Origin of the sequence: Streptomyces sp. APSN-46.1 (assembly GCF_022815725.1) — a bacterium.
GTDB lineage: Bacteria > Actinomycetota > Actinomycetes > Streptomycetales > Streptomycetaceae > Streptomyces.
The window spans coordinates 1271078-1294223 of record NZ_JALGRF010000001.1; the positions used below are offsets into that span (position 1 = coordinate 1271078).

Below are 23146 nucleotides of genomic sequence, written 5' to 3' on the forward strand. Positions count from 1 at the left end.
GACACACTGCCGCAATGGGCCTCCTCACCACCGCCGCCTACGTCTCCCTCGCCGCCTGGCTCTGGCTCACCCTCGCCCAGGGCATGTTCTGGCGCACCGACGTCCGCCTCCCCCCGCGCACCGCCCCCGCCGGGCCCTGGCCCTCCGTCGCCATCGTCGTCCCGGCCAGGGACGAGGCCGAGGTGCTGCCCCGCAGCCTGCCCTCCCTCCTCGCCCAGGACTATCCCGGCGAAGCCGAGGTCATCCTGGTCGACGACGGCAGTCGCGACGGCACCGGCGAGCTCGCCCGCCGCCTCGCCCACGCGTTCCCCGGACTCCCCCTGACCGTCGTCTCCCCCGGCGACCCCGCACCCGGCTGGACCGGCAAGCTCTGGGCGCTCCGCCACGGCATCGCCCTCGCCCGCACCTCCCGCCCCACCGAGCCCGAGTTCCTCCTCCTCACCGACGCCGACATCGCCCACGAGCCCGACAGCCTCCGCGAACTCGTCGCCGCCGCGAACTCCGCCGGCCTCGACCTCGTCTCGCAGATGGCCCGGCTGCGCGTCGCGAGCTTCTGGGAGCGGCTCGTCGTACCGGCCTTCGTGTACTTCTTCGCCCAGCTCTACCCCTTCCGCCGGATCAACCGCCCCACCGGCCGGACCGCCGCGGCCGCCGGCGGCTGTGTGCTGCTGCGCACCGAGGCCGCCGTTCGCGCGGGCGTCCCCGACTCCATCCGGCAGGCCGTCATCGACGACGTCTCGCTCGCCCGCGCGGTCCGGCGCTCCGGCGGACGGATCTGGCTCGGGCTGGCGGACCGGGTGGACAGCGTGCGCCCGTACCCCGCCCTCAAGGACCTGTGGCGGATGGTCTCGCGCAGCGCCTACGCCCAACTGCGCCACCAGCCGATGCTGCTGGCCGGGACGGTGGCCGGTCTCGTCCTCGTCTACCTCGTCCCCCCGGCGGCCTTCTTCGCGGGGATGGCGACCGGGCGGACGGCCGCCGCGTGGGCCGGGGGCCTGGCCTGGCTGCTGATGGCCGGGACCTACCTGCCGATGCTGCGCTACTACCGGCAGCCGGCCGCCCTCGCGCCGCTGCTCCCGCTCACCGCGCTGCTGTATCTCCTGATGACCATCGACTCCGCTTTGCTGCATTACCGCGGCCGAGGCGCCGCCTGGAAGGGCCGTACCTATGCCCGCCCCAGCGACGCGTAAAACCGCGTAACTGCGCCTGAATCAGCGTCATCCGAGGTCACCGCGTTGTGACGCTCCGTCAACAACAAGTGGGTGCACCACACAACCGGTGAGCACGAGCAGTATCAAGATGGGGCGCAAGTGACGAATCGTGCACGTGAACGCCAAGTGAAAGGTGCGGCCCTGACCTGGGAATATGCAGGTCAGGGCGGTGTTGACGAGCCCTCGCTATGGACCCGGTGAAGCCGTGGGCTTAACTTAGGTCCCATGACCTCCCCCCGCTCCACTTATGGCGGCGGTTACTACTCCGCGCCCTCCTTCCCGGACACCCCCATCTACGACTCCCTCGTCGCCGAACGCGGCACTCCGCAGATCGCCCCGATCCGCGTTCCTGCCGCCTACGACTCCCCGAGCGCCGGTTATTCGAGCGGTGGTTACCTGCCGGCTCTCGCCTCCGCGCTGCCCGCCCTGCCGGCCGCGCTGCCCCCGGCGATGCCGCAGCAGCAGAGCCACGGGTATGGGTACGGGTACCCGTACCAGCAGCAGGCGGCGCAGCAGCCGATGCCGCTGCAGAACGCCCCGGCCCCGTACATCCCGCAGCAGCAGCCGGTCGCGGCCCGAACGGGATACGCGCCGCAGCCGCAGCAGCCCCGTCCGGTCGCCGCCGGAGCCCCCGGATACGAAGCCATGCGCCCGGCCGCTCCGCGCCCGATGCCGACTCCGGCGCAGGGTCCGGGCTCGTACGAGGACCCGTACGGCCGCCCCTACCCCGGGCGCGGCTACTGACGGCGGGCCCGACGGCCGGCCCGACAGCGGGCCCGATACTCCCTCGGTCCGCGCCGGGGTCGCCTGGCAAGATGCCCTCATGGCGAATTTGTATGTTCAGGCCCTCCACGTCCATCCCGTCAAGTCGGTAGCGGGGACCACTCCCGACGAGGTGGCCGTGGAGCCCTGGGGGCTGTCCGGGGACCGGCGATGGGCGGTGATCGACAGCGAGGGCGCGGTGATCACCCAACGCCAGGAGGCGCGGCTCGCCCTGGCGTCGGCCAGTCCCCTGGCGGACGGCCGGGTCGCGCTGTCGGGACCGGGCATGGCGGAGCTGGTCGTGGAGGTGCCGGAGCCCGGGCCGCTGGAGCCCGTCGCGCTGTTCGGCAAGAAGGTCGAGACCGTGGTCGCGGCGAGCGCCGCCGCCGACTGGTTCTCCGCGTACCTCGGGCTCCCGGCCCGGCTGGTGCACATGGACGACCCCGCGGTCCGGCGGCCCGTGGACCCGGACTACGCCCTGCCGGGCGAGACGGTGAGCCTGGCCGACGCCTATCCCCTGTTGCTCACCACACTCGCCTCGCTGGACGCCCTCAATGGCCTGATCCGGCAGGGGGAGCATCCCGAGGAGGGCCCGCTGCCGATGAACCGTTTCCGCCCGAACGTGGTGGTCTCGGGTGCCGAGGCGTGGGCCGAGGACGACTGGCGGCGCATCGCGATCGGCGACGCCGAGTTCCGCGGGGTGCGCGAGTGCGGGCGGTGCATCATCACCACCACCGACCAGACGACGGCGGAGCGCGGCAAGGAGCCGCTGAAGACGCTGGCGCGGCACCGGCGGATCGGGAAGTCGCTGGCCTTCGGGCGTCAGCTGGTGCCGGTGCGACTGGGCACGGTACGCGTGGGCGACGAGGTCCGCGTCCTGGAATGACACCTTCGGGGGGCTCCGCCCGTCGACTGGAACCAACGTGCCCGACCACGCCGTTGGAGCTGACAGGACGTGTGGGCACTCCCGTGGAATCTCACGAGGAGCCGGTGCGGGGGAACGTGCACCGGATCGGGTGACCCGCGTCTCGCGCGTCCCGGAATGCGCGTGCTCCGGGCATGCGGGAGGCTGGGACGCGCAGGCGGGCGGAGCGGGCATGGGCAGGGGGAGCCGGACCGTGTGGACGGCGATGGGTGTGTGGCGCTGGCGGCGCAATCCGCTGCGCCGGCCGACCGATCTCTTCGAGGCGTGGGTGGCCTTCGCCGCGCTGGTGTGCGTCCTGGTGGTGGCTCCGGCCATCGGCTGGGTCGCGGGCATGCGGGTGGACGGCACCCTTCAGCGGGCCGCGCGCGAACAGCGGCACGAGCGGTACCTCGTCCCCGCGGTGGTGGTCCGGCCGGGTCCGGAACCGCCCGGCGGGGCATCCGCCGACCCGTCGGCGCAGCGGCAGACCCCGCAGCGGACGCGGATCGTGGCCGCGTGGACAGCGCCCGACGGCAGCAGCCACCAGGGGACGGTGCCGGCCGCCGAGGAACCGCCGCGCACCGGCGACCGGTTCCGGATATGGACCGACACCCGGGGCCGGGTGGTGGGGCAGCCGCTCGACCCGTCGTCCGCCTCCTTCCACGCGGCCCTGGCGGGCCTGGCCGCCGCCCTCACCGTGGCCGTGCTGGTCGAGACGGTCCGGCGGATGGTCGTACGAAGGCTGGTGCATCGGCGGTACATACGGCTGGACCGCGCCTGGGCGGCGGCCGGGCCGGACTGGGGCCGGGCGGGCGCGGGCAGTTGACCTGGCAACTCCTCGGCCCCGCGCGCGCTACGGTGGTGAGCCAGATCAGTCGCTTGAGTCGCTTGAGCCGCTTCGGCGGATTCCTTGAGCGGCTTCCGTCGCTTCGGCAGCGCGAGTACGAGGGTGGGGGCACGACAGCACCATGGCTCAGGGCACGGTCCAGGTGACGCACGGCGGGGCTTCTCGGTGGCGGCGCCGCTCCGGTGAGTATCCGACGCTGGCCTCCGCGCTCGCCGTCGCGGTCGACGGGGACGTGCTGTCGATCGCCCCCGGCACCTACCGGGAGAACCTGGTGCTGCACCACGCCGTCACCCTGCGCGGGCCCGAGGGCGCCGTGGGATCGGTGCGGATCGCCCCGCTCGACGGCGTCGCGCTGACCCTGCGCGCCTCGGCCGTGGTCCAGGACCTGCATCTGGAGGGCCAGGACCGGGCGGCGCCCGCCGTGCTCGTCGAAGAGGGCGCCCCGGAGCTCAGCGACCTCCGCGTGAGCACCCGGTCGGCGGCCGGTATCGAGGTCCGGGGCGGGGCCCGGCCCCTGGTGCGGCGGTGCACGGTGGAGAACCCGACGGGCGTCGGGATCGCCGTACTGGACGGCGGCGGCGGGGTGTTCGAGGAGTGCGAGGTCGTGGCCGCCGGGCAGGCCGGGATCTCGGTGCGCGGCGGCGGCCACCCGCGCCTGGAGCGCTGCCGCATCCACCACGCGACCGGGGCCGGCATCAGCGTGACCGGCGAGGGCTCCGGCCTGGAGGCGCTGGGCTGCGAGGTGTACGAGATCAGGGGCACGGGGGTGCAGATCGCCGCGCGCGCCGCCGCCCGCCTCACGGACTGCGCGGTGCACCGCACCTCCTCCGACGGGGTCACCCTCGACACGGACGCCGTGCTCGCGCTCGCCGGCTGCGACATCCACGACATTCCCGAGAACGCGGTGGATCTGCGTTCCCGTTCGGTGCTCACCCTCAGCCGCACCAGCGTCCGCCGGTTCGGCCGCAACGGCCTGTCGGTGTGGGACCCGGGCACCCGGGTCGATGCCGAGTCCTGCGAGATCCACGACAGTACGGGCGACTATCCGGCGGTGTGGATCAGCGACGGGGCCACCGCCTCGCTGGACTCCTGCCGCGTGCGTGACGTGCCGGACGCGGTGTTCGTCCTGGACCGGGGCTCGCGCGTCGATGTGGTCGACAGCGATCTGTCCCAGGTGCGGAACACCGCCGTCTCCGTGAGCGACGGGGCCACCGCCCGGCTGGACGACTGCCGGATCCGGGAGGCGGCCACCGGCGCCTGGTTCCGCGACCACGGCAGCGGCGGCACCCTTGCCAACTGCACCATCGACTCCGTGCAGACGGGCGTGATCGTCACCAAGGGCGCCGATCCCGCCCTGGAACGGTGCACGGTCAGTTCCCCCACCGAGGCCGGTTTCTACGTGTCGGCGGGGGGCCGGGGTACCTTCACCGCCTGCCGGGTCACCGGCAGCTCCGGCTTCGGCTTCCACGTCATCGACGGCTGCCGCACCACACTGAGCCGCTGCCATACCGAGCGCTGCGCGCGCGGGGGTTACGAGTTCGCCGAGGACGGGCCGGTCGCCGAGGAGTGCACCAGTGACGAGTCCGGGCCGCGCCTCGCCGCCCAGTCGGCCCCGGGCGGCGGGCTCGCCGGGGAGCGCCCGGGCATCCGTACGGTCACCGCGGCGCGGAGCTCCGCCGGGCCCGCGGCGGCGGACGTGCCCGCGCAGCGGTCCGCCGACCGGCCGGACCGGGCGGCCGGGGCGGCCGCGTCGAAGGCGACCGGGACCGGGACCGGGACGGCGGCCGGGGGCTCCGGCGCGGTACTGGGGCAGCTCGACGCGCTGGTCGGGCTGGACAGCGTCAAACGCGAGGTCCGCGCCCTGACCGACATGATCGAGGTGGGCCGCAGGCGGCAGCGGGCCGGGCTCAAGGCGGCCTCGGTGCGCCGGCATCTGGTCTTCACCGGCTCCCCCGGCACCGGGAAGACCACGGTGGCCCGGCTGTACGGGGAGATCCTCGCCTCCCTCGGCGTCCTGGAGCACGGCCACCTGGTCGAGGTATCGCGGGTGGACCTGGTCGGCGAGCACATCGGCTCCACGGCGATCCGCACCCAGGAGGCCTTCGACCGGGCGCGCGGCGGGGTGCTGTTCATCGACGAGGCGTACGCGCTGGCCCCCGAGGACTCGGGCCGGGACTTCGGGCGCGAGGCGATCGACACCCTGGTGAAGCTGATGGAGGACCACCGGGACGCGGTGGTGGTGATCGTCGCCGGGTACACGGCGGAGATGGACCGGTTCCTGACCGTCAACCCGGGTGTGGCCTCCCGGTTCTCCCGGACCATCACCTTCGGCGACTACGGGCCCGAGGAGTTGCTGCGGATCGTGGAGCAGCAGGCGGAGGAGCACGAGTACCGGCTGGGCGAGGGCACGTCCGAGGCGCTGCTGGCTTATTTCACCGAGCTGCCCAAGGGCCCGGCCTTCGGCAACGGCCGCACGGCGCGCCAGACGTTCGAGTCGATGGTCGAGCGGCACGCGGGGCGGGTGGCGCAGTTGTCGGAGCCGACCACGGACGAACTCACCTTGCTGTACCCGGCGGACCTGCCGGGCCTGCCGGTGCTGCGCGACCTTCCGGTGCTGCCGGGTCTGCCTGGTCCGCCTCGTCTGCCGGTGCCGTCGGACGTGTCGGAGCTGTCGGGGCCTCGCTGAACCGCTGAGCCGGTACGTCGGCCCGCGCGGGCGCGCCCAGGCGCGCGAGCAACGCATCGCGTTCGGCGGCGAAGGCCGGGTCGGCCTGGTAGGCGGAGTGCCCGAGGATGGGGGCGGGCAACGGGTGCCGTGCGCTGCGCCCGTAGGCGATCGGGTCGGCGAGCGGCCCCCGGTCCACCTCCGGGCCACCGACCAGGACCGGGCCGCCGATCGGGTCGGTGGAGCGCCACAGATTGCGCCAGCAGTCGACCTCGCGGTGCAGCGCGGTGAGCGGACCGGGGCCGAAGTAGGCCGGGAACCAGCGCCCGTAGAGCCGGCCGAGCGGGGAGCCGTACGTCAGCAGCGCGACCCGGCGGCGGACCCGCGGCGGCAGCTGCCAGACGGCGGCGGCCGCGAGCACGCTGCCCTGCGAGTGGCCGGAGATCACCAGACGGCCGCCGGTGCTCCCGATCCAGCCGGTCATCCGCCAGGTCAGGTCGGGGACGGCCCGCTCGGCGTAGCAGGGCGGGGCGAAGGGGTGGGCGGCGCGCGGCCAGAAGGTTCCGACGTCCCACAGGATGCCGATGGTGCGGCGGGCTGCGGGATCCCGGTAGGCGCGGCGGCCCCAGGTGACGAAGGCGGCGATACCGAGGCCGACGAGCCAGGACCCGGTTTCCTGCGCGGCGCGGGCGGCGGTCTCCAGCAGCGGGTGGGCGCCCCGGGCCGCCTCGCCCGGGACCTGCCCGCTGAGCCAGGCTCCGGCGAGGGCGCCCGCGCCGAGCAGCAGGGTGACCCCGGAGACGGCGGCCACGAACCACGGCGCGGAGTCGGTGAGCGCGGCGGCGGCCCGGGCCCCGGCGATCCGGCGGCTGCGGGCCGCGTCCGGCGCCTCCCCCGGGTACTCGGCGGCGACGGTCGCGGCGAGCCGGCGGCGCGCGCGGGCCCCGCGGACGCCGAACCAGAGGGCGAGCCCGACCAGTACGAGCAGCAGCGGGGGCAGTACGGCGGCCTGCCAGGACAGCAGCACCGGGGGTCCGGGCAGCGGGGCGCCCGCCATGCCGGGGGTGGCTCCGCCGTCGAGCCAGTCGGCGACGCGCTGGGCCACGCCGCCGGACATCACCCCGCCGAGTGCGCAGCCGAGCATGGCGACGGCGGGCCCGCCGAGGCCGCGCAGGGCGGCGGCCGGATCGGGTGCCCCGCGGTACAGGTGGCGGGCGACGAGGGCGAGGGCGAGCACCGCGCAGCCCTGTCCCAGCATGATCACCCCGAAGGCGAAGTCCCCCGGGAGGCGTCCGGCCGAGCTCCAGCCGGGGCGCGACCAGCAGGCGTAGACGAGGACGGCGGCGAGCAGGCCGAGGGCGCAGCCGGGCAGTACCGTGACGGCGGCCCGGTCGAGGCGGTGGTCGGGCCGCGCTTCGGTGCGGCCCCGTCGGCAGACGACCCAGGCCACCGCGACGGCCCCGCCGATGAGCAGTGCTTCGACCGTCCAGCCGACGGCCGCGAGGGCCGGGGCGCCGCCGGCCCGGCGGTCGTGGCGGGCGACGGGCGCGGCGACGGCCGCCGCGACGGTGAGCAGGCCGGCGGCGGTGTGCGCCGCGCGCAGCCGGGCCACGAGACGGCGTCCGTACCAGAATCCGGGCCGGCCGAGCGCGGGCGCGGTGTCGTCCAGGGCGTCCGGGTCGCCCGTGCCGGCGGGCGGGGGCTGCGATTCGTAGGCGCTCCACGTGCGGTTCGACAGGAACCAGAGCAGGCCGGTCAGCGCGGCCGGGACCAACGCGCCCAGCGCGAGGCGGCGTCCGGGCCGGCCCCACCAGCCGCCGCCGTCGGCGGAGAGGAACCCGAGCCGGGAGCGGGACCCGGTGCAGGTTCCGGAGCCCGCGCACTGCCAGGCGACGAGGTCGAGCGCGACCTCGCAGGCGGCCGCGGTCAACAGGACGGTGAGGCTGAGCGCGAGGACGCGCACGAGCAGCCCGTACGCGCGCACCGCGCGCGGCGATCCCGGGGCGGCGGCGGGCGGGGCCGGGCGGGCCCAGTGGGCGAGGTTGGCCACCATGAACGGCAGGAGGAGCAGCCACAGCGCGCGGGTGCCGTTGCCTGAGGTGAGCCGGGACCAGCAGTAGGCCTCGGGCACGGGCCGGCCGGCATGGCGCTCGGGGTGGGCCTCGGCGTCGGCATCCTCGGCGCGGCGGAAGACGGCGGCGGTGGAATCACCGCTGACGCGGACGGTGCGGGGATCGCCGAGCAACTCGTCAGGTCCGGCTCCGGCGACACCATGCACCAGAAGCTCCAGCGCGAGCGGCACCCCGGGGCCTCCCGGGGCACCGGCCTCCGGGGCGCCGGCCTCCGGCGTGCGGGCCTCCGGCCTGGAGACGCCCGGCATGCGGGCCTCCGGATTGGAGACGTCCAGCATGCGGGCCTCCGGCGTAGAGGCGTCCCGAATGGAGACGTCCCGGGTGGAGGCGTCTGGTGTCCGGGCGTCCGGCGTGGAGGCATCCCGGGTGGAGGCGTCTGGTGTGCGGGCGTCCGGGGTCGGGGCGTCCGGCGTGGAGACGTCCGGCGTCGGGGCGTTTCGAGTGGAGGCGTCCGAAGCCGGGGCGTCCGGTGTTCGGGCCTCCTGCGTGGAAACGTCCCGGGTGGAGGCGTCTGGTGTGCGGGCGTCCGGGGTGTAGACGTCCGGGGGCGGGGCGTCCCGGGTGTAGACGTCCGGGGGCGGGGCGTCCGGGGTCGGGGCGTCCGGGGGCGGGGCGTCCCGGGTGGAGGCGTCCGGGGGCGGGGCGTCCGACGTCGGGGTGTCCGGCACGGTGCCTCCGCTCGCGGGGGCCGCGGCGGGGCGCGCGGCTCGCTCCGGGCTCCAGCATCCCGCGCGGCGGGCCGCCTGCCCAGGGCCCGGGGCCGCCCCTCCGGGTGAATTCCCGTCCGGTGCGGACTTCTGACGGCAGCTCGGCTATCGTGCCCGCACGATTCCGCACCGCACGCACCCCAGGGGGTACCGCCATGGCCCGCCGACTCCGCCCCGTGGGGCTCCGCTTCGCCGAGGACGCCCCGATCCGGCTCGGCTTCGCGGCCGAGGCCGCGGCGGCGCCGGACGCGGTGTACCGCGCCCTCGCGGAGGATGTCGAGGGCTGGCCGGACTGGTTCAAGGCCGTGACCCTGGCCCGGCCCACAGACGGTGGTGCGGGCCGCGAGATCAAGCTGCTGGGCGGGGTCCGATTCCGCGAGACGATCATGGCCAGAGACCCGGAGCGACGCTACGCGTACCGGGTCGACGAGACCAACGTCCCCGGCGTGCGGGCCCTGTTGGAGGAGTGGCGGCTCACTCCCTCGGGCACGGGAACCCTGGTCCGCTGGACCTTCGCGGCGGACGGCTCGGCCCCGTTCCGGCTGGCCCTCACCACCTCCCGCCCGGGCCTCGGCCGGTCTTTCCGCGCGGCGGTCCGCACGCTCGACGGCCGCCTCGTCGCCCGGCGCGACGCGGCCGGCCGGTAACCCCCGGCTCAGCCCCGGGGCGTGACGGCGGACCGTGCCGCCGGGCCCCCGCCCCTGGGCCGTGCCCCGCCCCGCGCCCCCGGCCCCGCTTCAGGCCACCGGCTCGCGCCAGACCCCCGTGGTCAGCAGCGTGTCGAGCGTCTTCGCGTACGGGGCGATGTCGAGCCGCTGCGCCGCCAGCCATTCGTCCGAGTAGTACTTGTCGAGGTACCGGTCGCCCGGGTCGCACAGCAGGGTGACCACACTGCCCGTACGGCCCTGCGCCACCATCTCCGAGACGATCTTCAGGGCGCTCCACAGTCCGGTGCCGGTCGAGCCGCCCGCCTTGCGGCCGATGGCCTGTTCCAGCGCCCGGCACGCGGCCACGCTCGCCGCGTCCGGCACCTTCATCATCCGGTCGATGGCGCCCGGCACGAAGCTCGGCTCCATCCTCGGCCGGCCGATGCCCTCGATGCGCGAGCCGCAATCGCTGCTCGCGTGCGGGTCGTTGTTGGTCCAGCCGTCGAAGAAACAGGAGTTCTCCGGGTCCGGGACGCAAACGCGCGTGTCGTGCTGCATGTAGTGCACGTACCGCGCGATGGTCGCGGAGGTGCCGCCGGTGCCCGCGGTCGCCACGATCCACGTGGGCTCGGGGTACCGCTCCAGGCGCAGCTGCTGGTACATCGATTCGGCGATGTTGTTGTTGCCACGCCAGTCCGTCGCGCGCTCCGCGTACGTGAACTGGTCCATGTAGTGCCCGCCGGTCCGGGCCGCGAGCTCCGCCGACTCCTCGTACATCTTCATCGAGTCGTCGACGAAGTGGCATGCCCCGCCGTGGAATTCGATGAGGCGGCACTTCTCCGGGCTGGTCGTCCTCGGCATCACCGCGATGAACGGCACGCCGATCAGCTTGGCGAAGTACGCCTCGGAGACGGCGGTCGAGCCGCTGGACGCCTCGATGACGGGGCGGCCGGGGCGGATCCAGCCGTTGCAGAGGGCGTACAGGAACAGGGAGCGGGCGAGCCGGTGCTTGAGGGAGCCCGTGGGGTGCGTGGACTCGTCCTTGAGGTAGAGGTCGATGCCCCACTCCTCGGGGAGCGGGAAGCGGAGGAGGTGGGTGTCGGCGGAGCGGTTGGCGTCCGCCTGGACCTTGCGCACGGCCTCCTTCAGCCAGGCGCGGTAGTCCGCGTCAGTGCGGTCGACGTCGACGGTCGTGACCGTCGCGCCGCCGGTGCCGGCGGTGCTGCGGGTGCTACCGGTGGTGCTCATGCGCCGTGCTCCTTCGTGCGTGCGTTCGCCCCCTGCTTTCGCAATGTACCCCCCTCACCTGCGCAAACAGTCACTTTGGGGGTCCATGCGAATCGCTTTGGGCCGCCGTATCGCACGGGGCCGAACGGGGTCGAAGGGGATCGCACGAGGCCGCACGGGATCACGCGGGCTCGAACACGTCGCGTCGGGTGTTGTCACGCGCGTTCGGTTGCACAGTCCGGCACCGTGGGTGACCCTGGTGGAGCATTACCGAGGGTGCAGCACCCGTAACACTCATGTCGGGGAGTCGCAGCCGTGATCAGTCATTCCCGCAGGCACTGCGTAGTCGAACTGCAGGCCATGCCGTCGCGGATCGGTCAGGTCCGCCGCATCGTTTCCGCGCAATTGCGCCACTGGCAGCTCGATCCGCTCATAGACCGGGCTGCGCTCGGCGTGACGGAGCTGCTCAGCAACGTCCACCGCCACGCGCAGCCGCACAAGACCTGCACCGTCGAGATCGAGTTCCGTCTCGGCCGCCTCACCGTCTCCGTGTACGACAGCGATCCGCGGCTCCCCGTCCTGCGCGCGACGCAGGCGGACGCCCTGGAGACCTGCGGGCGCGGCCTCGCGCTCGTCGAGGCGGTCAGCGAGGCCTGGGGCGCGCGGCCCCAGGACGACAGCCCGGGCAAGGTCGTGTGGTTCTCCCTGCGGGCGACGCCCACCCCCGCCACGCCGACCCGTACGGTCCGGATCGATACCAGCACACCTGTACGAGAGCCCGCGCCGGCGGCGTTCGTCGCCGTCGATCCGGGAGCCGTCACCGTCGGCGTGCCGGTGGCGTTGTCGGTCGGCACCCGGCCCGGGTAGCTCCGGGCCGGGTGGTAGCTCCGGGCCGGTGGCAGCGGCTCAGGCCGCCGTCGCCCCCAGCGTCCCCAGCGGGTCGTCCAGCACCGGCTGCCACGCCAGCTCCGCCGCGCCGACCAGGCTGTTGTGGTCCAGGGTGCACGGCAGGATCGGCACACCCCCGCTGCGCCCCCACAGGCTCCGGTCCGCGACCACCGCGCGCAGCCGCTCCGGGTCCGCGTACAGCAGCTCCCGGTGCAGGCCGCCCAGGATGATCCGGTCCGGGTTCAGGATGTTCACCAGGCCCGCGAGGCCGAGCCCGAGCCGGTCGATGAGCTCCGCCGCGGCCGCCCGGACGGCGGGTTGTGCGTACTCCTCGCGCAGCAGGTCACGGGCCTGCTGGAGCAGCGACACCTCGGGGCCCGGGGTCCGCCCCGCCGCGGTGAGGAAGGCCAGCGGATCGGCCTCCACGTCGAGGCAGCCCCGGCTGCCGCAGTGGCAGGGCCGCCCCTCCGGGTTCACGGTGAGGTGGCCGACCTCCAGCGCCAGGCCCGAACTCCCGCTGTGCAGGCGCCCGTCGAGCACCAGCGCCCCGCCGACCCCGCGGTGGCCGGTGGCCACGCACAGCAGGTGCTGAGCGCTGCGCCCCGCGCCGTGCCGGTGTTCGGCGAGCGCGGCGAGGTTGACGTCGTTCCCCGTCAGGGCGGGGCCGTCGATCCCGGCGGCCTTCACGCATTCCGCGAAGATGGCCCGTACGGGGGAACCGGCAGGCCAGGCCAGGTGCAGCGGGTTCAGCGCCGTACCGTCCGGCTCGGCGACGGCCGAGGGCACCGCGAGGCCCGCGCCGACGCAGCGGCGCCCGCTCTCCGCGAGCAGCGCGGCGCCCGCCTCGACCACCGCGCCGAGCACCTGCGCCGGGTCGGCGGAGACGGTGACCTTGCCGGGGGCGGTGGCCACGATCCGGCCGCCGAGGCCGACGAGGGCGGCCCGGAACCCGTCCGAGTGCACCTGCGCGGCCAGCGCGACGGGGCCGTTCTCGTCCACGGACAGCCGGTGCGAGGGGCGGCCCTGGGTGCCGCCCGCGCCACCGGGGCGGGAGTCGACGCGGATCAGGCCGAGCGCCTCCAGCTCGGCGGCGACGGCTCCGGCCGTGGCGCGGGTGACGCCGAGCTCGGCCGTCAGGACCGCCCGGGTCGGGGCCCGGCCGGTATGGACGAGCTCCAGCGCCGGGCCGAGCGCGCCGCGGCCCCGCTCCAGTTTGCTCCGCGTGGACACGGTGCTCGCATCCCCCGCCCGCGGCGGGGCCCCGTTGCCGTTCATGGAAGCGATCCTCGCATGATCGGCGGTGTGGTCGCGCCGGCGCCCGCCCCTCAGCCGAGTTGGTCTCCGAACCCGCCGACCCGGAGCGTGATGTTCAGCCGCCCGGTCAGGCCCAGCCCGGGCGGGGCCGTTCCGGACAGGACCTTCGGCACCCCGTGGTAGGCCGCCCGGCTGGGACCGCCGAAGACGAACAGGTCCCCGCTGCGCAGCTCGACGTCCTGGTACGGGCGGCCGCGCGAGGCGGTGTTGCCGAACCGGAAGACGCAGGTGTCGCCGAGGCTCAGGGAGACCACCGGGGCGGGGGACTTCTCCTCGGCGTCGCGGTGCATGCCCATCCGGGCGTCGCCGTCATAGAAGTTGATCAGCGCGATGTCGTAGGCGGCGGCGTCACGGCCGGCGGGCGTGTGGGCCGGCGTACGAGCGGCCGTGGCGGCCGTGGCGGCGGTGCCGGCGGCCGTGCCGTACGCGGCGGCCACGGCGTCCCGCCCCAGCTCCGCGAGCCACCCCGGCATCGGCTTCACCGGCGCCCCGTCGCCGTCCACGGCGGTGCGGGCGTACGCGTACGGATACCAGTGGAGCCCGAGGCACACCTGGCGGGCGGTCATCGTCCCGCCCCCGGGGGTGCTGACGGTGCGCAGCCCGGCGGGCGGCCGCGCCCACTCCCGGCAGGCGGCCAGCAGCTCCCGCTGCCGCTCCGGCCCGAGCCAGTCGGGCACGTGCACGGCGCCGGGGGCGATCTCGGTCCGCTCGCGCGGGAAGAGTTCCCCGTCCATGCCTCCATTGTCGGGGTCTGCTGCGAGACTCGCGGCATGGATATCGATGAGTACCTGAAGACCCTTGGTCGGGAGGGCGAGCTGCTCGCCGACGTGGCCGAACGGGCGGGCACGGAGGCGCTGGTGCCCACCTGTCCGCAGTGGCGGGTCGCGGATCTGCTGCGGCACACGGGGTCGGTGCACCGCTGGGCGGCCGCGTTCGTCGGGGACGCGATCGTGGAGCCGGTGCCGTTCCCGGACGCCCCCGAACTGGCCGGTGCGGAGCTGCTGGCCTGGTTCCGCGAGGGTCACGCGGAGCTGGTCCGTACGCTGGCCGAGGCCCCGGCCGAGGTGCAGTGCTGGACCTTCCTGCCGACGGCCCCGCCCTCGCCGCTGGCGTTCTGGGCGCGGCGGCAGGCACATGAGACGGCCGTCCACCGGCTGGACGCCGAGGCGGCGCTCGGCGTCGAGTTCTCGGCGTTCGAGCCGGAGTTCGCGGAGGACGGGGTGGACGAGCTGCTGACCGGCTTCCACGCCCGGCCGCGCAGCCGGGTGCGCAGCCCGGAGCCCCGGGTGATCCGGGTCCGGGCGGTGGACACGGGCGCGGTGTGGACCGTACACCTGTCCGCGGAGCCGCCGCGTACGGTGACGGGCGATCTGGGGGGCCCGGTGGACTGCGAGCTGACCGGCACGGCGGCCTGGCTGTACACGGCCCTGTGGAACCGGACCCCGCTGGCCGGACCGGGCGTGACGGGTGATCCGGAGCCGGCCCGGCTGTGGCGGGAGACGGCCGGCATCTGACCGACTGACCGAGGGCCCGGGCGGGGGCGGCCGGAGCGGGCAGAGCCGGCGGGGCGCCCTTGTGAGGGGCGCGTGCCCGCCGTGACACTGCCCGCGTGGGGCGACGTACGCAGGCGGATGGGGACGCGATCACCGTCGAGATCGGCTACGCCTTCCTCAGCGGGTGCTTCGCGGCCGCGCTGGTCTTCGGGGCGGTCTTCGGCCCGGCGCCGGCCTTCTCCCTCCCTCGCTCCCTCGCCCGGCCCGGCACGGCACGGCACGGCACGCCCTGGCCGTGCCGGGCGGGGTCCTGGCCGCAGTGGTCTTCCTTGTCTTCCTGCTCCGCGCCACGCACGTCCTCTGGCGGTTCGCCCTCGCCCGGAGAACGACGGCCGTAGGCCGGGCCCGGGCGAAGCGGACGGACGGACGAACGGACGAACGGACGGACATGATGTCCGGGACACGTCACCGCCACGAGACGCGCAGCGAGGAACCAGATGACCGATGCCTCCGCCTCCTTCCGGCTCCATCCGGGCTCTCCCGACTCTCCCGTGATCCTCCACGTCCCACACTCCTCCCGCGCCGTACCCGCGGACGTCCGCGCCGGGATCCTGCTGGACGAGCACGCGCTCGCGTCGGAGCTGGACCACATCACCGACTCGCACACGGCGGAGATCGCCGCCGGGGCGGCCGAGGCCGCGCGCACCGCTCCCTGGCGGTTCGTGAACCGGCTCTCCCGACTGGTCGTCGACCCCGAGCGCTTCCCCGACGACCGCGAGGAGATGCTGGCGCGGGGCATGGGCGCGGTCTACGCGCGGACCACGCACCGCGAGGAGCTCCGCCCGGCCGGTTTCGACGGACAGCCGCTGATCGAGCGCTACTTCCACCCGTACGCGCGCGCCATGACCGACGCGGTCGCGGAGCGGCTCCGGGCGGTCGGACGCGCCGTGATCATCGACGTCCACTCGTACCCGGCGAAGGCGTTGCCGTACGAGCTCCACGGCGACGGGCCGCGGCCCCCGATCTGCCTCGGCACGGACTCCTTCCATACGCCGGGCCCGCTGCTCGACGCGGCGCGCCGGACGTTCGCGGACTTCGGGGGCACGGGGCTGGACAGCCCGTTCGCGGGCACGTACGTGCCGCTGCGGTACTACGGGAAGGATCAGCGGGTCGGCGCGCTGATGGTGGAGATCCGGCGCGACCTCTACATGCGGGAGCCGGGAGGGCCCGCGGGACCCGGTCTCGACGCGCTGGCGGCCGCGCTGGCCGCTCTCGTGGACCACGCGTCCCTCTGACGACCCGCGGACCCCGCCGGACCCCGCCGGACCGTACGGGCGCGCTGGAGCCGGGCGCGCCGTCGGCGGCCTCCGTCGGGCGCGCCCGGCTCCCGCGCGCTGGGGGCCCGGAAACCTCGGCCGCACGCCGCACGCCGGTCGCCGCCCCCGGGTGGCCGTCGTCGCCTGTCAGGCGGGCGAGCCCGGGCCGTCCGCCGGGACCGGCCACCGTACGGCGTAGTACTTCAGCCGGTCGTCCTCCCCCACCGGCTCCATCCCGGCTGCCGCCATCACCCGTTGCGAGGCGATGTTGCCGCGGTCCGTGTCTCCGAGCACCTGTCTGACACCGTGGGCGCGGGCGAAGCCGAGCAGGGCGCGCAGGGCCTCCGCCGCGTATCCCCGGCCCTGGGCGGAGGGGGCGAGTCCGTATCCGATGGTGACCGTGCCGTCCTCGTCCGGCGGTCCGTGGAAGCCGAGGCCGCCGATGGCCTCGCCGTCCTCCCGGCGGCGGATCTCGTAGGGGCCGAACGGCTGCGGATCGCCTTGCAGCGCGCAGGTGTCGAGGTGGCGCCGGGCGCCGGCGATGTCGGCCGCGGTGGGATAGCCGCGGGCCCATCGCCCGTGCCCCTCCGGCTCGCCCCGCGCCAGGGATGCCGCTTCCTGGACGCTGAGGGGGTGCAGCACGAGCCGTTGGGTGACGAGATCTTCCATCAGGCCTTCTCGAAAGGGGACCACCGGCTTTAGCCGGTGGGGGAGTTTCGTCCTTGGATCGTAGGCGCGGAGCGCCGGAGTTCGTTGCGCTGCTATCTCTGACGGTTGTCCCGTAAACGGCGGGGCGCAAGTGAGATGATCTCTCATGCCGTCAGTGTGCTCACGACCACTGACAACGCTGGCGGTGCCGAGATTCCCGGAAGGAAACGGCTGACCCCGGACGCTCGCCGAAGGCCCGGCCGACGCCGGGGCGGCGAAAAGGTTGGTGTGCGGGGCCGACGGAACCGGGTAACGTCTTTGTCATGTTCTTCCAGAGGCCGATTTACGAGTGAGAGCGTGACGGGCCCCTGCTGACGTCCTTCGACGTCGCCGCCCGTCCCCCACCGATGAATCCGTAGATCACTTCACATCATTACCGGGAGAACCCGTGACCGTGAGCAAGAACATCAACAACCCCGTGGGCATGGGCGGCGGCCAGCGCAAGAAGCTGTCCCGCGCCGAACGGCAGAACAACGGTCCGCACCGCAACCTCGACCGCCAGGGTGCAGCCGACCAGAAGGCGGAGCTGGTGCGCAAGATGCGCGAGAAGGCCGGCGCGGCTGAGGGCGCCGGGCAGGCGGGCGACGACACCGCACAGAGCTGACGCACCGCCGCCGCAGGGCGGCACCGCACGGGGCAGGGCCCGGACCGCGACGCGCGGTCCGGGCCCTGCTGCCGTATCGGGCGCGGCCGGCCCCGCTCAGCTCTCGGCCGACCACCCGCGTCCGGATCTGAGCGATGCCCAGTGGGAACGGCTGCGGCCGTTCTTGCCGGTCAGCAACAGGCGTTGTGGCAGGTGGCGGGACCACCGGCAGGTGATCGACGGGATTCTGCACCGGGTACGAACCGGCGTGCAGTGGCGTGACCTGCCCGAGCGGTTCGACCCATGGAAGACGGTCTATGAACGCCACCGACTGTGGTCGGCAGACGGAACCTGGGAGCGACTACTCCAGCAGGTCCAGGCCGCCGCCGATGCGGCGGGTGAGATCGACTGGGACATCTCGGTCGACTCCACCATCCTGCGGGCTCATCAGCACGCGGCCGGCGCCCGCACCGGCCCCCGCCTCAAAGGGGGCCGAAGTCCCAGAACACCAGGGCGAAACCCCGTGGCAGAGCCTGCACGCCCGCCTGGTGGAGGTAGTGCGGGAGGTGAGGGCCTGGGCCGCTCGCGCGGCGGGTTCAGGTCGCCCGCCAGCGCAAAGGGTCACGCGGCGGACGGCCACCGGGCTTCAACGAAGAGCGGTATAAGAAGCGCAACACCGGACAAGTCCTAGCCGACAAGGCGTACTCCTCACGTGCCATTCGCGATCACCTGAGCAAGCGCGGCATCCGAGTGGTGATCCCCGTCCCGGCGGACCAGCGGGGCCACCGACTGCGTCGAGGGAGCCGCGGTGGCCGGCCCCCGATCTTCGACCGCGCGGCATACAAGCAGCGCAACACGGTCGAGCGGTGCATCAACCGCTTGAAGCAGTGGCGCGGCATCGCCACACGTGATGAGAAGACCGCGACCATCTACCTGGCCGGACTCCACGTCGCGGGCATCTTCCTCTGGTCCGCGAGATGAAGCCCTCTCTATGACGAGACCATCTCTTCCCAGCACAATCGCAGCTGTGCCTGCAGGCCCGAAATGGATGCTGCGTCGCAGGACATGACGACCACGAGCCTGCTGAGGTCAATGCCTTCGGGCCGCTTTGTGGAGGACCATCGCTGTCCTGCCCGTAGCAGAGTCTCGAAGAGCAGCCGCCGTCCGGCGGCATCGCCCGACAGCGCCTCATCCGCAGCCTCGACGATCAGCACGTAGTGGTCCGCGGGCAGCCACTTCAGGTCACGCAGGCAGTCGAAGAGGGCATTCCAGTTCCACCCGAAGTAATCCGGCAGCTTCAGTCCGTCGTAGAACTGCTGGAAGACGGAGTCGGTGTCACGCATCTCCCGGCCGTCGAGCCGCGCTACGTACGCCCTCCCAGCCATGGGAAGCAGCAAATCGACAGGCAGGCTGCCTTGCTCAGGAACGACATGTACCCAGGGCACGATGTGCACCGCCACCTTCCCTCCAGGGATCCAGGGCGTCCACCACCGTCAGAGCCGGTGACGGCAGGCGCGGCGGCGAAAGCCGGACTGAACAGCAGCATCCACGATGCGGGTTGGGGGGTGTTCCTGGGAATCCTCGCTCACAAGGCTGAAAGCGCCGGTCGGCTGACGATCCCGGTCAGCGCCCGCAACACGTCCCGCACCTGCCCGCCCTCCGCCGGGGGATGCGGACACGTGTCCGGAGACAACGCAGGCCACCACCCCGGCCCCTTTAGCCGGGGGTGGAAGTCACAGGGGTCCGCTCGCCGGCGTCCGCGTCAGACGGCGGGTAGCCCGACCCCGTGGGCCAGTTGGTCGGCGGCGTGCGCGAAGAAGGTGTCGCGGTCCTCGACCACCCGGTTGAACTGGCCGAACACCTCGAAGGAGACGAGCCCGACCAGCTGCGCCCACGCGGCGACCAGCGCGGCCGTCACCTCCGGGGGCAGGCCTTCGGCGAAGTCCGCGGTCATCCGGGCCGCTTCGGGGCGCAGGGCGGCGGGCAGCGGCGGGAGGGCGAGCCCGCGGCCCTGGTAGGCGGCGCGGAGGATGCCTATGAACGCGTTGCCCACGCGGGAGGCCGGGCCGACGGTGTCGAGCGGGGCGCTGTAGCCGGGGACCGGGGAGCCGTAGATGAGGGAGTACTCGTGCGGGTGCTCCAGCGCCCAGGCGCGGACGGCCTCGCAGACCGCGACCCAGCGGGCGCGGGGCGGTTCGCCCGCGGCGAGGGTGCGGGCGTCGGCTTCCTCGGCGGCGGCGCCGACGCTGTCGTAGGCGTCGACGATGAGCGCGGTGAGCAACTCGTCGCGGCTGGGGAAGTAGCGGTACAGGGCCGAGGAGACCATGCCGAGCTCGCGGGCGACGGCGCGCAGCGAGAGCTTCGCGGCTCCTTCGGCCGCGAGCATGCGGCGCGCCTCGTCCTTGATGGCGGCGGTGACCTCGATGCGGGCCCGTTCCCTGGCCCCTCGCACGGTGCTCATGCGGCCAGTGTGCCATGCGGGTGGAGCACTGCCCAAAATCCGGAGCGGCGATCCAAAATAAGAGCAGTGCTCTTGATTTAGTGCACCGCTCCACGCAGACTGGGCAGTGCACCGAAACGAGAGCACCGCTCTCCCCACACGCCTCGGAGGCCATCATGAACGCGTCCAGCCGCTACTACGTCCAGGCCGGCCCGTTCGCCGTCCGCTTCAACGCGCTCTTCGGGAAGCTCGCCCGCCTCGGTATCAGCCTGGCTGGCAGCGCCGAGCTGTCGGTGCGCGGCCGCACGTCCGGCGAGATGCAGCGGATCCCGGTCAACCCGCACACCCACGAGGGCGAGCAGTACCTGGTTTCGGCCCGCGGCCACTCCCAGTGGGTCCGCAACATGCGGGTCGCCGGCGGCGGGGAGCTGCGCGTGGGCCGCAAGGTGCGCACCTTCACGGCCGTCGAGATCACCGACCCCGTCCTGCGGGCCGCCGTCCTGCGCACGTACCTGGAGAAGTGGGGCTGGGAGGTCAATCGTTTCTTCCAGGGCGTCACCGCCCAGTCCTCCGACGCGGAGCTCCAGGCGGCGGCCGGCGATCACCCGGTGTTCCGCCTCGCCGTCGCACGCTGAGCCGATTCACGCTGAGCCGCCGCGCGCGCACCCGCCGCGCCCACCCGCCGCCCGCACCCGGCTCATGCCGCGGCCGCGACCCCGGCGCTCACCGGCAGGCCCCATGCGAGGGAAGGGGGACACGCCGGCGCGGCCTTCGACCGTGCGGGCGATCCTCGCGGTCCCGCCGTGCGAGAACGCCGTTCCTGACCCTCCGTCATGTTTCTCTGGACCCTCGTCCCGCCTGACTCCCCTGCCCGGTCGAGAAGGAGAGAGTCCCGTGCCCCGAATGGTCCGTCTGCCGCGTATCGCCGGTATCGGCGCCGTAGCCGTCGCCCTCGGCGTGCTCGCGTCCGCCCCCACCGCCGGCGCCGCGGTCGTCGCCGAGCCTCCACCGTCCACACTGCCGGCGCCGTCTCCGGGTCCGCCGCTCTCGCTGACGGACCCGCGCATCTTCGCCCACTTCGACTTCTCCCGGGGCCAGACGCCGGAGAACATCGCGCTGGAGCCCGACGGCTCCGCCATCCTGACCTTCGCCGTCGCCCACCAGGTCGTCCGGGTCGACAAGCACGGGGACTCCCAGCCCGTCGCGACCCTGCCCGCGGTGGCGAACCCCCGGACGCCCGTCATCGGCGTGGCGGCCGCGACCGGGATCGTGCGGGCCCACGACGGGACGCTGTACGTCGGCTACGCCACCGGTACGGAGGCCAACGGCATCTGGCGGATCACCCCTGACGGCCGGGTCGAGCAGTTCACCGGCAGCGACCTGCCGACGGACGCCTTCGTCAACGGCCTCGCGATCGACGAGCGGCACGGCGTGCTCTACGCCGCCGACGCGTACCTCGGAAAGGTGTGGCGCGTCTCGCTCGACGACGGCTCGGCGACGACGTGGGCCACCGGCGCCGCGCTCGAACGAGCCGGGTTCGTCGGCGCCAACGGCATCAAGGTGCGCAACGACTCGGTGTGGGTGTCCAACCTGGACCAGGGCACCCTGCTGCGGATCCCGGTCGAGCGGGACGGATCCGCGGGCGCGATCGAAACCCGGGCCACCGGGCTGGGCGGCATCGACGACTTCGCCTTCGCCGGGCACGGCGAGACGGTCCTCGCCGCCCTGAACGCCACCAGCGAGGTCGCCCTGGTGCGGCACGACGGTTCGCACACCGTCCTGCTGACCGCGGCCGACGGGCTGTCCAACCCCACGTCGGTCGCGGTGCGCCACGAGAAGGTCTACGTCCCCAGCGCCGCCTTCACGACGCAGACGGACCCGAACCTCCTCCTCGCCCGCCTGAAGGATCACCGCCCCAAGCCCTGACGGCCGGTGAGCGGCTGACGCACCCCGTCGGAGCCCGGCACGCACCGGGCCCCGACGGCGCGGCGCCCCGTCGGCTCCGGCCGCTCCGTCGGCTCCGTCAGCTCCCACCGATCCGTCAGCTACGGCCGCTCCGTCAGCTAAGGCCGCTCCGACCGCTCCCTCAGCTCCCGCCGCTCCGCGCCTGCCGGTTGTCCAGGGTGTGCAGCGCCTTGCGGGCCAGCGGGTACGTCCGTACCAGATCGGCCAGCGTCGTCGAGCCGCGCACGATCCGGGTGAACGCCGTCCACGCCGGCCGGAAGCCGGTGATCGCGGCGTGCATCAGCCCCGGCCGGGACTCGAACAGGGTCAGCACGCGCTTGCCGACGCTCATCTCCACACCCAGCCCGGCCTTCACCGCGAAGGCGTAGTTGAGCGCCTGGCGCCGCGCGTCCACCGCGTCCTGCGCCTCGGAGATCTTCACGGCCCACTCCCCCGCGAGCCGCCCCGAGCGCAGCGCGAAGGAGATGCCCTCCCGGGTCCACGGCTCCAGCAGCCCGGCCGCGTCACCCGCCACCAGCACCCGGCCGCGCGAGAGCGGCGAATCGGGCGTGCGGCAGCGGGTCAGGTGCCCGGAGGAGACGGCCGGCTCGAAGCCGGCAAGGCCGAGGCGGGCGATGAAGTCGTCCAGGTACCGCTTGGTCGCGGCGCCTTCGCCCTTCGCCGAGATGACCCCGACGGTGAGGGTGTCGCCCTTGGGGAAGACCCATCCGTAACTGCCGGGCAGCGGGCCCCAGTCGATGAGCACCCGGCCCTTCCAGTCCTCGGCGACGGTCTCCGGAACCGGGATCTCCGCCTCCAGACCGAGGTCCACCGTGTCCATCTCGACGCCCACGTGCGCGCCGATCCGGCTCGCGCTGCCGTCCGCCCCGACCACCGCGCGGGCCAGTACGGTCTCCCCGTCCGCGAGGACCACGGCGACGGTGCGCCGGTCGGGTACCGCGGCGCCGTGCTGCTCGACCCGCGCCACGGCCGTGCCCGTACGGATGGTCGCGCCCGCCTTCTCCGCGACGGCGACCAGACCGGCATCGAACTCCGGCCGGTTGATGAGCCCGAACAGCATGCGCTTCGAGCGCCTGGTCCGCGTCAGCCTGCCGTTGTGGGAGAAGGTGACCGCGTGGACGCGGTCCTTCAAGGGCAGTACGAAACCCGGAGGCAGGGCATCGCGCGAGGGGCCGATGATGCCGCCGCCGCAGGTCTTGTACCGGGGCAGCTCCGCCTTCTCCAGCAGCAGGACGCGCCGCCCCGCCGTCGCCGCCGCGTACGCGGCCGAGGAACCGGCCGGACCGGCCCCGACCACGACCACGTCCCACACCTCGCCGGTCCCCCCGGCCGTCTCC

Annotated in this window: 21 protein-coding genes and 1 pseudogene; 14 read left to right on the forward strand and 8 right to left on the reverse strand. The window is 73.9% G+C overall.

The features are described 5' to 3' along the window. Positions 1–14 precede the first annotated feature (14 nt). The 5 genes from MTF65_RS05680 to MTF65_RS05700 all read left to right on the forward strand — a co-directional run bounded on the left by MTF65_RS05680 (position 15) and on the right by MTF65_RS05700 (position 6410). Positions 15–1190, forward strand: a complete 1176-nt coding sequence (locus tag MTF65_RS05680) for a glycosyltransferase (RefSeq protein ID WP_243627078.1) — start codon at positions 15–17, stop codon at positions 1188–1190. A 246-nt stretch (positions 1191–1436) separates the two neighbouring features. Next, the gene (locus MTF65_RS05685; RefSeq protein ID WP_243627079.1) at positions 1437–1955 is read left to right on the forward strand and encodes a DUF6643 family protein; all 519 of its coding nucleotides are present in this window, start codon (positions 1437–1439) and stop codon (positions 1953–1955) included. Positions 1956–2034: 79 nt separating this feature from the next. Next, complete coding sequence (locus MTF65_RS05690; protein ID WP_243627080.1) at positions 2035–2859, forward strand: MOSC domain-containing protein; 825 nt, start codon at positions 2035–2037, stop codon at positions 2857–2859. 211 nt (positions 2860–3070) lie between these two features. After that, positions 3071–3703 (forward strand): hypothetical protein, encoded by a 633-nt coding sequence (locus MTF65_RS05695; RefSeq protein ID WP_243627081.1) that lies wholly within the window; start codon positions 3071–3073, stop codon positions 3701–3703. Positions 3704–3845: 142 nt separating this feature from the next. Further along, positions 3846–6410 carry a right-handed parallel beta-helix repeat-containing protein gene (locus MTF65_RS05700; protein WP_374207159.1) on the forward strand — a complete coding sequence of 855 codons (2565 nt, stop codon included), beginning with the start codon at positions 3846–3848 and terminating at the stop codon, positions 6408–6410. 19 nt (positions 6411–6429) lie between these two features. On the opposite strand, the pseudogene MTF65_RS05705 reads toward MTF65_RS05700, so the two are convergent. Beyond that, positions 6430–8769 (reverse strand): annotated as a pseudogene (locus MTF65_RS05705) (hypothetical protein); the annotation flags it as partial. A gap of 614 nt (positions 8770–9383) precedes the next feature. Between MTF65_RS05705 and MTF65_RS05710 the strand changes: the two are divergent. After that, positions 9384–9875, forward strand: a complete 492-nt coding sequence (locus MTF65_RS05710; RefSeq protein WP_243627082.1) for an SRPBCC family protein — start codon at positions 9384–9386, stop codon at positions 9873–9875. 90 nt (positions 9876–9965) lie between these two features. On the opposite strand, the gene MTF65_RS05715 is transcribed toward MTF65_RS05710, so the two are convergent. Further along, positions 9966–11123: a PLP-dependent cysteine synthase family protein gene (locus MTF65_RS05715; RefSeq protein ID WP_243627083.1), complete on the reverse strand. Its 1158-nt coding sequence runs from the start codon at positions 11121–11123 to the stop codon at positions 9966–9968. A 294-nt stretch (positions 11124–11417) separates the two neighbouring features. Here MTF65_RS05715 and MTF65_RS05720 point away from each other — a divergent pair, with 294 nt between their 5' ends. Then, on the forward strand, positions 11418–11969 hold the full coding sequence (locus tag MTF65_RS05720; protein WP_243627084.1) for an ATP-binding protein: 552 nt from the start codon (positions 11418–11420) through the stop codon (positions 11967–11969). Between the two features lie 39 nt (positions 11970–12008). On the opposite strand, the gene MTF65_RS05725 is transcribed toward MTF65_RS05720, so the two are convergent. Beyond that, entirely contained in the window at positions 12009–13265 is a 1257-nt protein-coding gene (locus MTF65_RS05725; RefSeq protein ID WP_243627085.1) for an ROK family protein, read from the reverse strand. Between the two features lie 50 nt (positions 13266–13315). Then, complete coding sequence (locus MTF65_RS05730; protein WP_243627086.1) at positions 13316–14038, reverse strand: alpha-ketoglutarate-dependent dioxygenase AlkB; 723 nt, start codon at positions 14036–14038, stop codon at positions 13316–13318. A gap of 36 nt (positions 14039–14074) precedes the next feature. On the opposite strand from MTF65_RS05730, the gene MTF65_RS05735 reads away from it, so the two are divergent. The 3 genes from MTF65_RS05735 to MTF65_RS05745 all read left to right on the forward strand — a co-directional run bounded on the left by MTF65_RS05735 (position 14075) and on the right by MTF65_RS05745 (position 16092). After that, positions 14075–14818 carry a maleylpyruvate isomerase family mycothiol-dependent enzyme gene (locus MTF65_RS05735; RefSeq protein WP_243627087.1) on the forward strand — a complete coding sequence of 248 codons (744 nt, stop codon included), beginning with the start codon at positions 14075–14077 and terminating at the stop codon, positions 14816–14818. A 95-nt stretch (positions 14819–14913) separates the two neighbouring features. Then, positions 14914–15195 (forward strand): DUF6332 family protein, encoded by a 282-nt coding sequence (locus MTF65_RS30660; protein WP_374207160.1) that lies wholly within the window; start codon positions 14914–14916, stop codon positions 15193–15195. A gap of 99 nt (positions 15196–15294) precedes the next feature. Then, complete coding sequence (locus MTF65_RS05745; protein WP_243627088.1) at positions 15295–16092, forward strand: N-formylglutamate amidohydrolase; 798 nt, start codon at positions 15295–15297, stop codon at positions 16090–16092. A 168-nt stretch (positions 16093–16260) separates the two neighbouring features. On the opposite strand, the gene MTF65_RS05750 is transcribed toward MTF65_RS05745, so the two are convergent. Next, entirely contained in the window at positions 16261–16782 is a 522-nt protein-coding gene (locus tag MTF65_RS05750; RefSeq protein ID WP_243627089.1) for a GNAT family N-acetyltransferase, read from the reverse strand. 427 nt (positions 16783–17209) lie between these two features. Here MTF65_RS05750 and MTF65_RS05755 point away from each other — a divergent pair, with 427 nt between their 5' ends. Both MTF65_RS05755 and MTF65_RS05760 read left to right on the forward strand, forming a co-directional pair. Further along, the gene (locus tag MTF65_RS05755; RefSeq protein ID WP_243627090.1) at positions 17210–17425 is read left to right on the forward strand and encodes a DUF6243 family protein; all 216 of its coding nucleotides are present in this window, start codon (positions 17210–17212) and stop codon (positions 17423–17425) included. 127 nt (positions 17426–17552) lie between these two features. After that, positions 17553–18385, forward strand: a protein-coding gene (locus MTF65_RS05760) for an IS5 family transposase (RefSeq protein WP_374207180.1) whose coding sequence is annotated in 2 segments (ribosomal slippage) — positions 17553–18087 and positions 18087–18385 — 834 coding nt in all. Because the reading frame shifts where the segments join, the coding sequence is not laid out codon by codon here. A gap of 8 nt (positions 18386–18393) precedes the next feature. Here MTF65_RS05760 and MTF65_RS05765 read toward each other — a convergent pair. Beyond that, positions 18394–18864, reverse strand: a complete 471-nt coding sequence (locus MTF65_RS05765; RefSeq protein ID WP_243627091.1) for a barstar family protein — start codon at positions 18862–18864, stop codon at positions 18394–18396. A gap of 302 nt (positions 18865–19166) precedes the next feature. Then, a complete protein-coding gene (locus MTF65_RS05775; RefSeq protein WP_243627092.1) occupies positions 19167–19865 on the reverse strand; it encodes a TetR/AcrR family transcriptional regulator in 699 nt (232 codons plus the stop codon). A gap of 155 nt (positions 19866–20020) precedes the next feature. On the opposite strand from MTF65_RS05775, the gene MTF65_RS05780 reads away from it, so the two are divergent. Both MTF65_RS05780 and MTF65_RS05785 read left to right on the forward strand, forming a co-directional pair. Next, positions 20021–20479: a nitroreductase/quinone reductase family protein gene (locus MTF65_RS05780; RefSeq protein ID WP_243627093.1), complete on the forward strand. Its 459-nt coding sequence runs from the start codon at positions 20021–20023 to the stop codon at positions 20477–20479. Positions 20480–20747: 268 nt separating this feature from the next. After that, positions 20748–21770: a hypothetical protein gene (locus MTF65_RS05785; protein ID WP_243627339.1), complete on the forward strand. Its 1023-nt coding sequence runs from the start codon at positions 20748–20750 to the stop codon at positions 21768–21770. Between the two features lie 160 nt (positions 21771–21930). Here MTF65_RS05785 and MTF65_RS05790 read toward each other — a convergent pair whose 3' ends face one another. Continuing rightward, positions 21931–23121 (reverse strand): geranylgeranyl reductase family protein, encoded by a 1191-nt coding sequence (locus MTF65_RS05790; RefSeq protein WP_243627340.1) that lies wholly within the window; start codon positions 23119–23121, stop codon positions 21931–21933. Positions 23122–23146 lie beyond the last annotated feature (25 nt).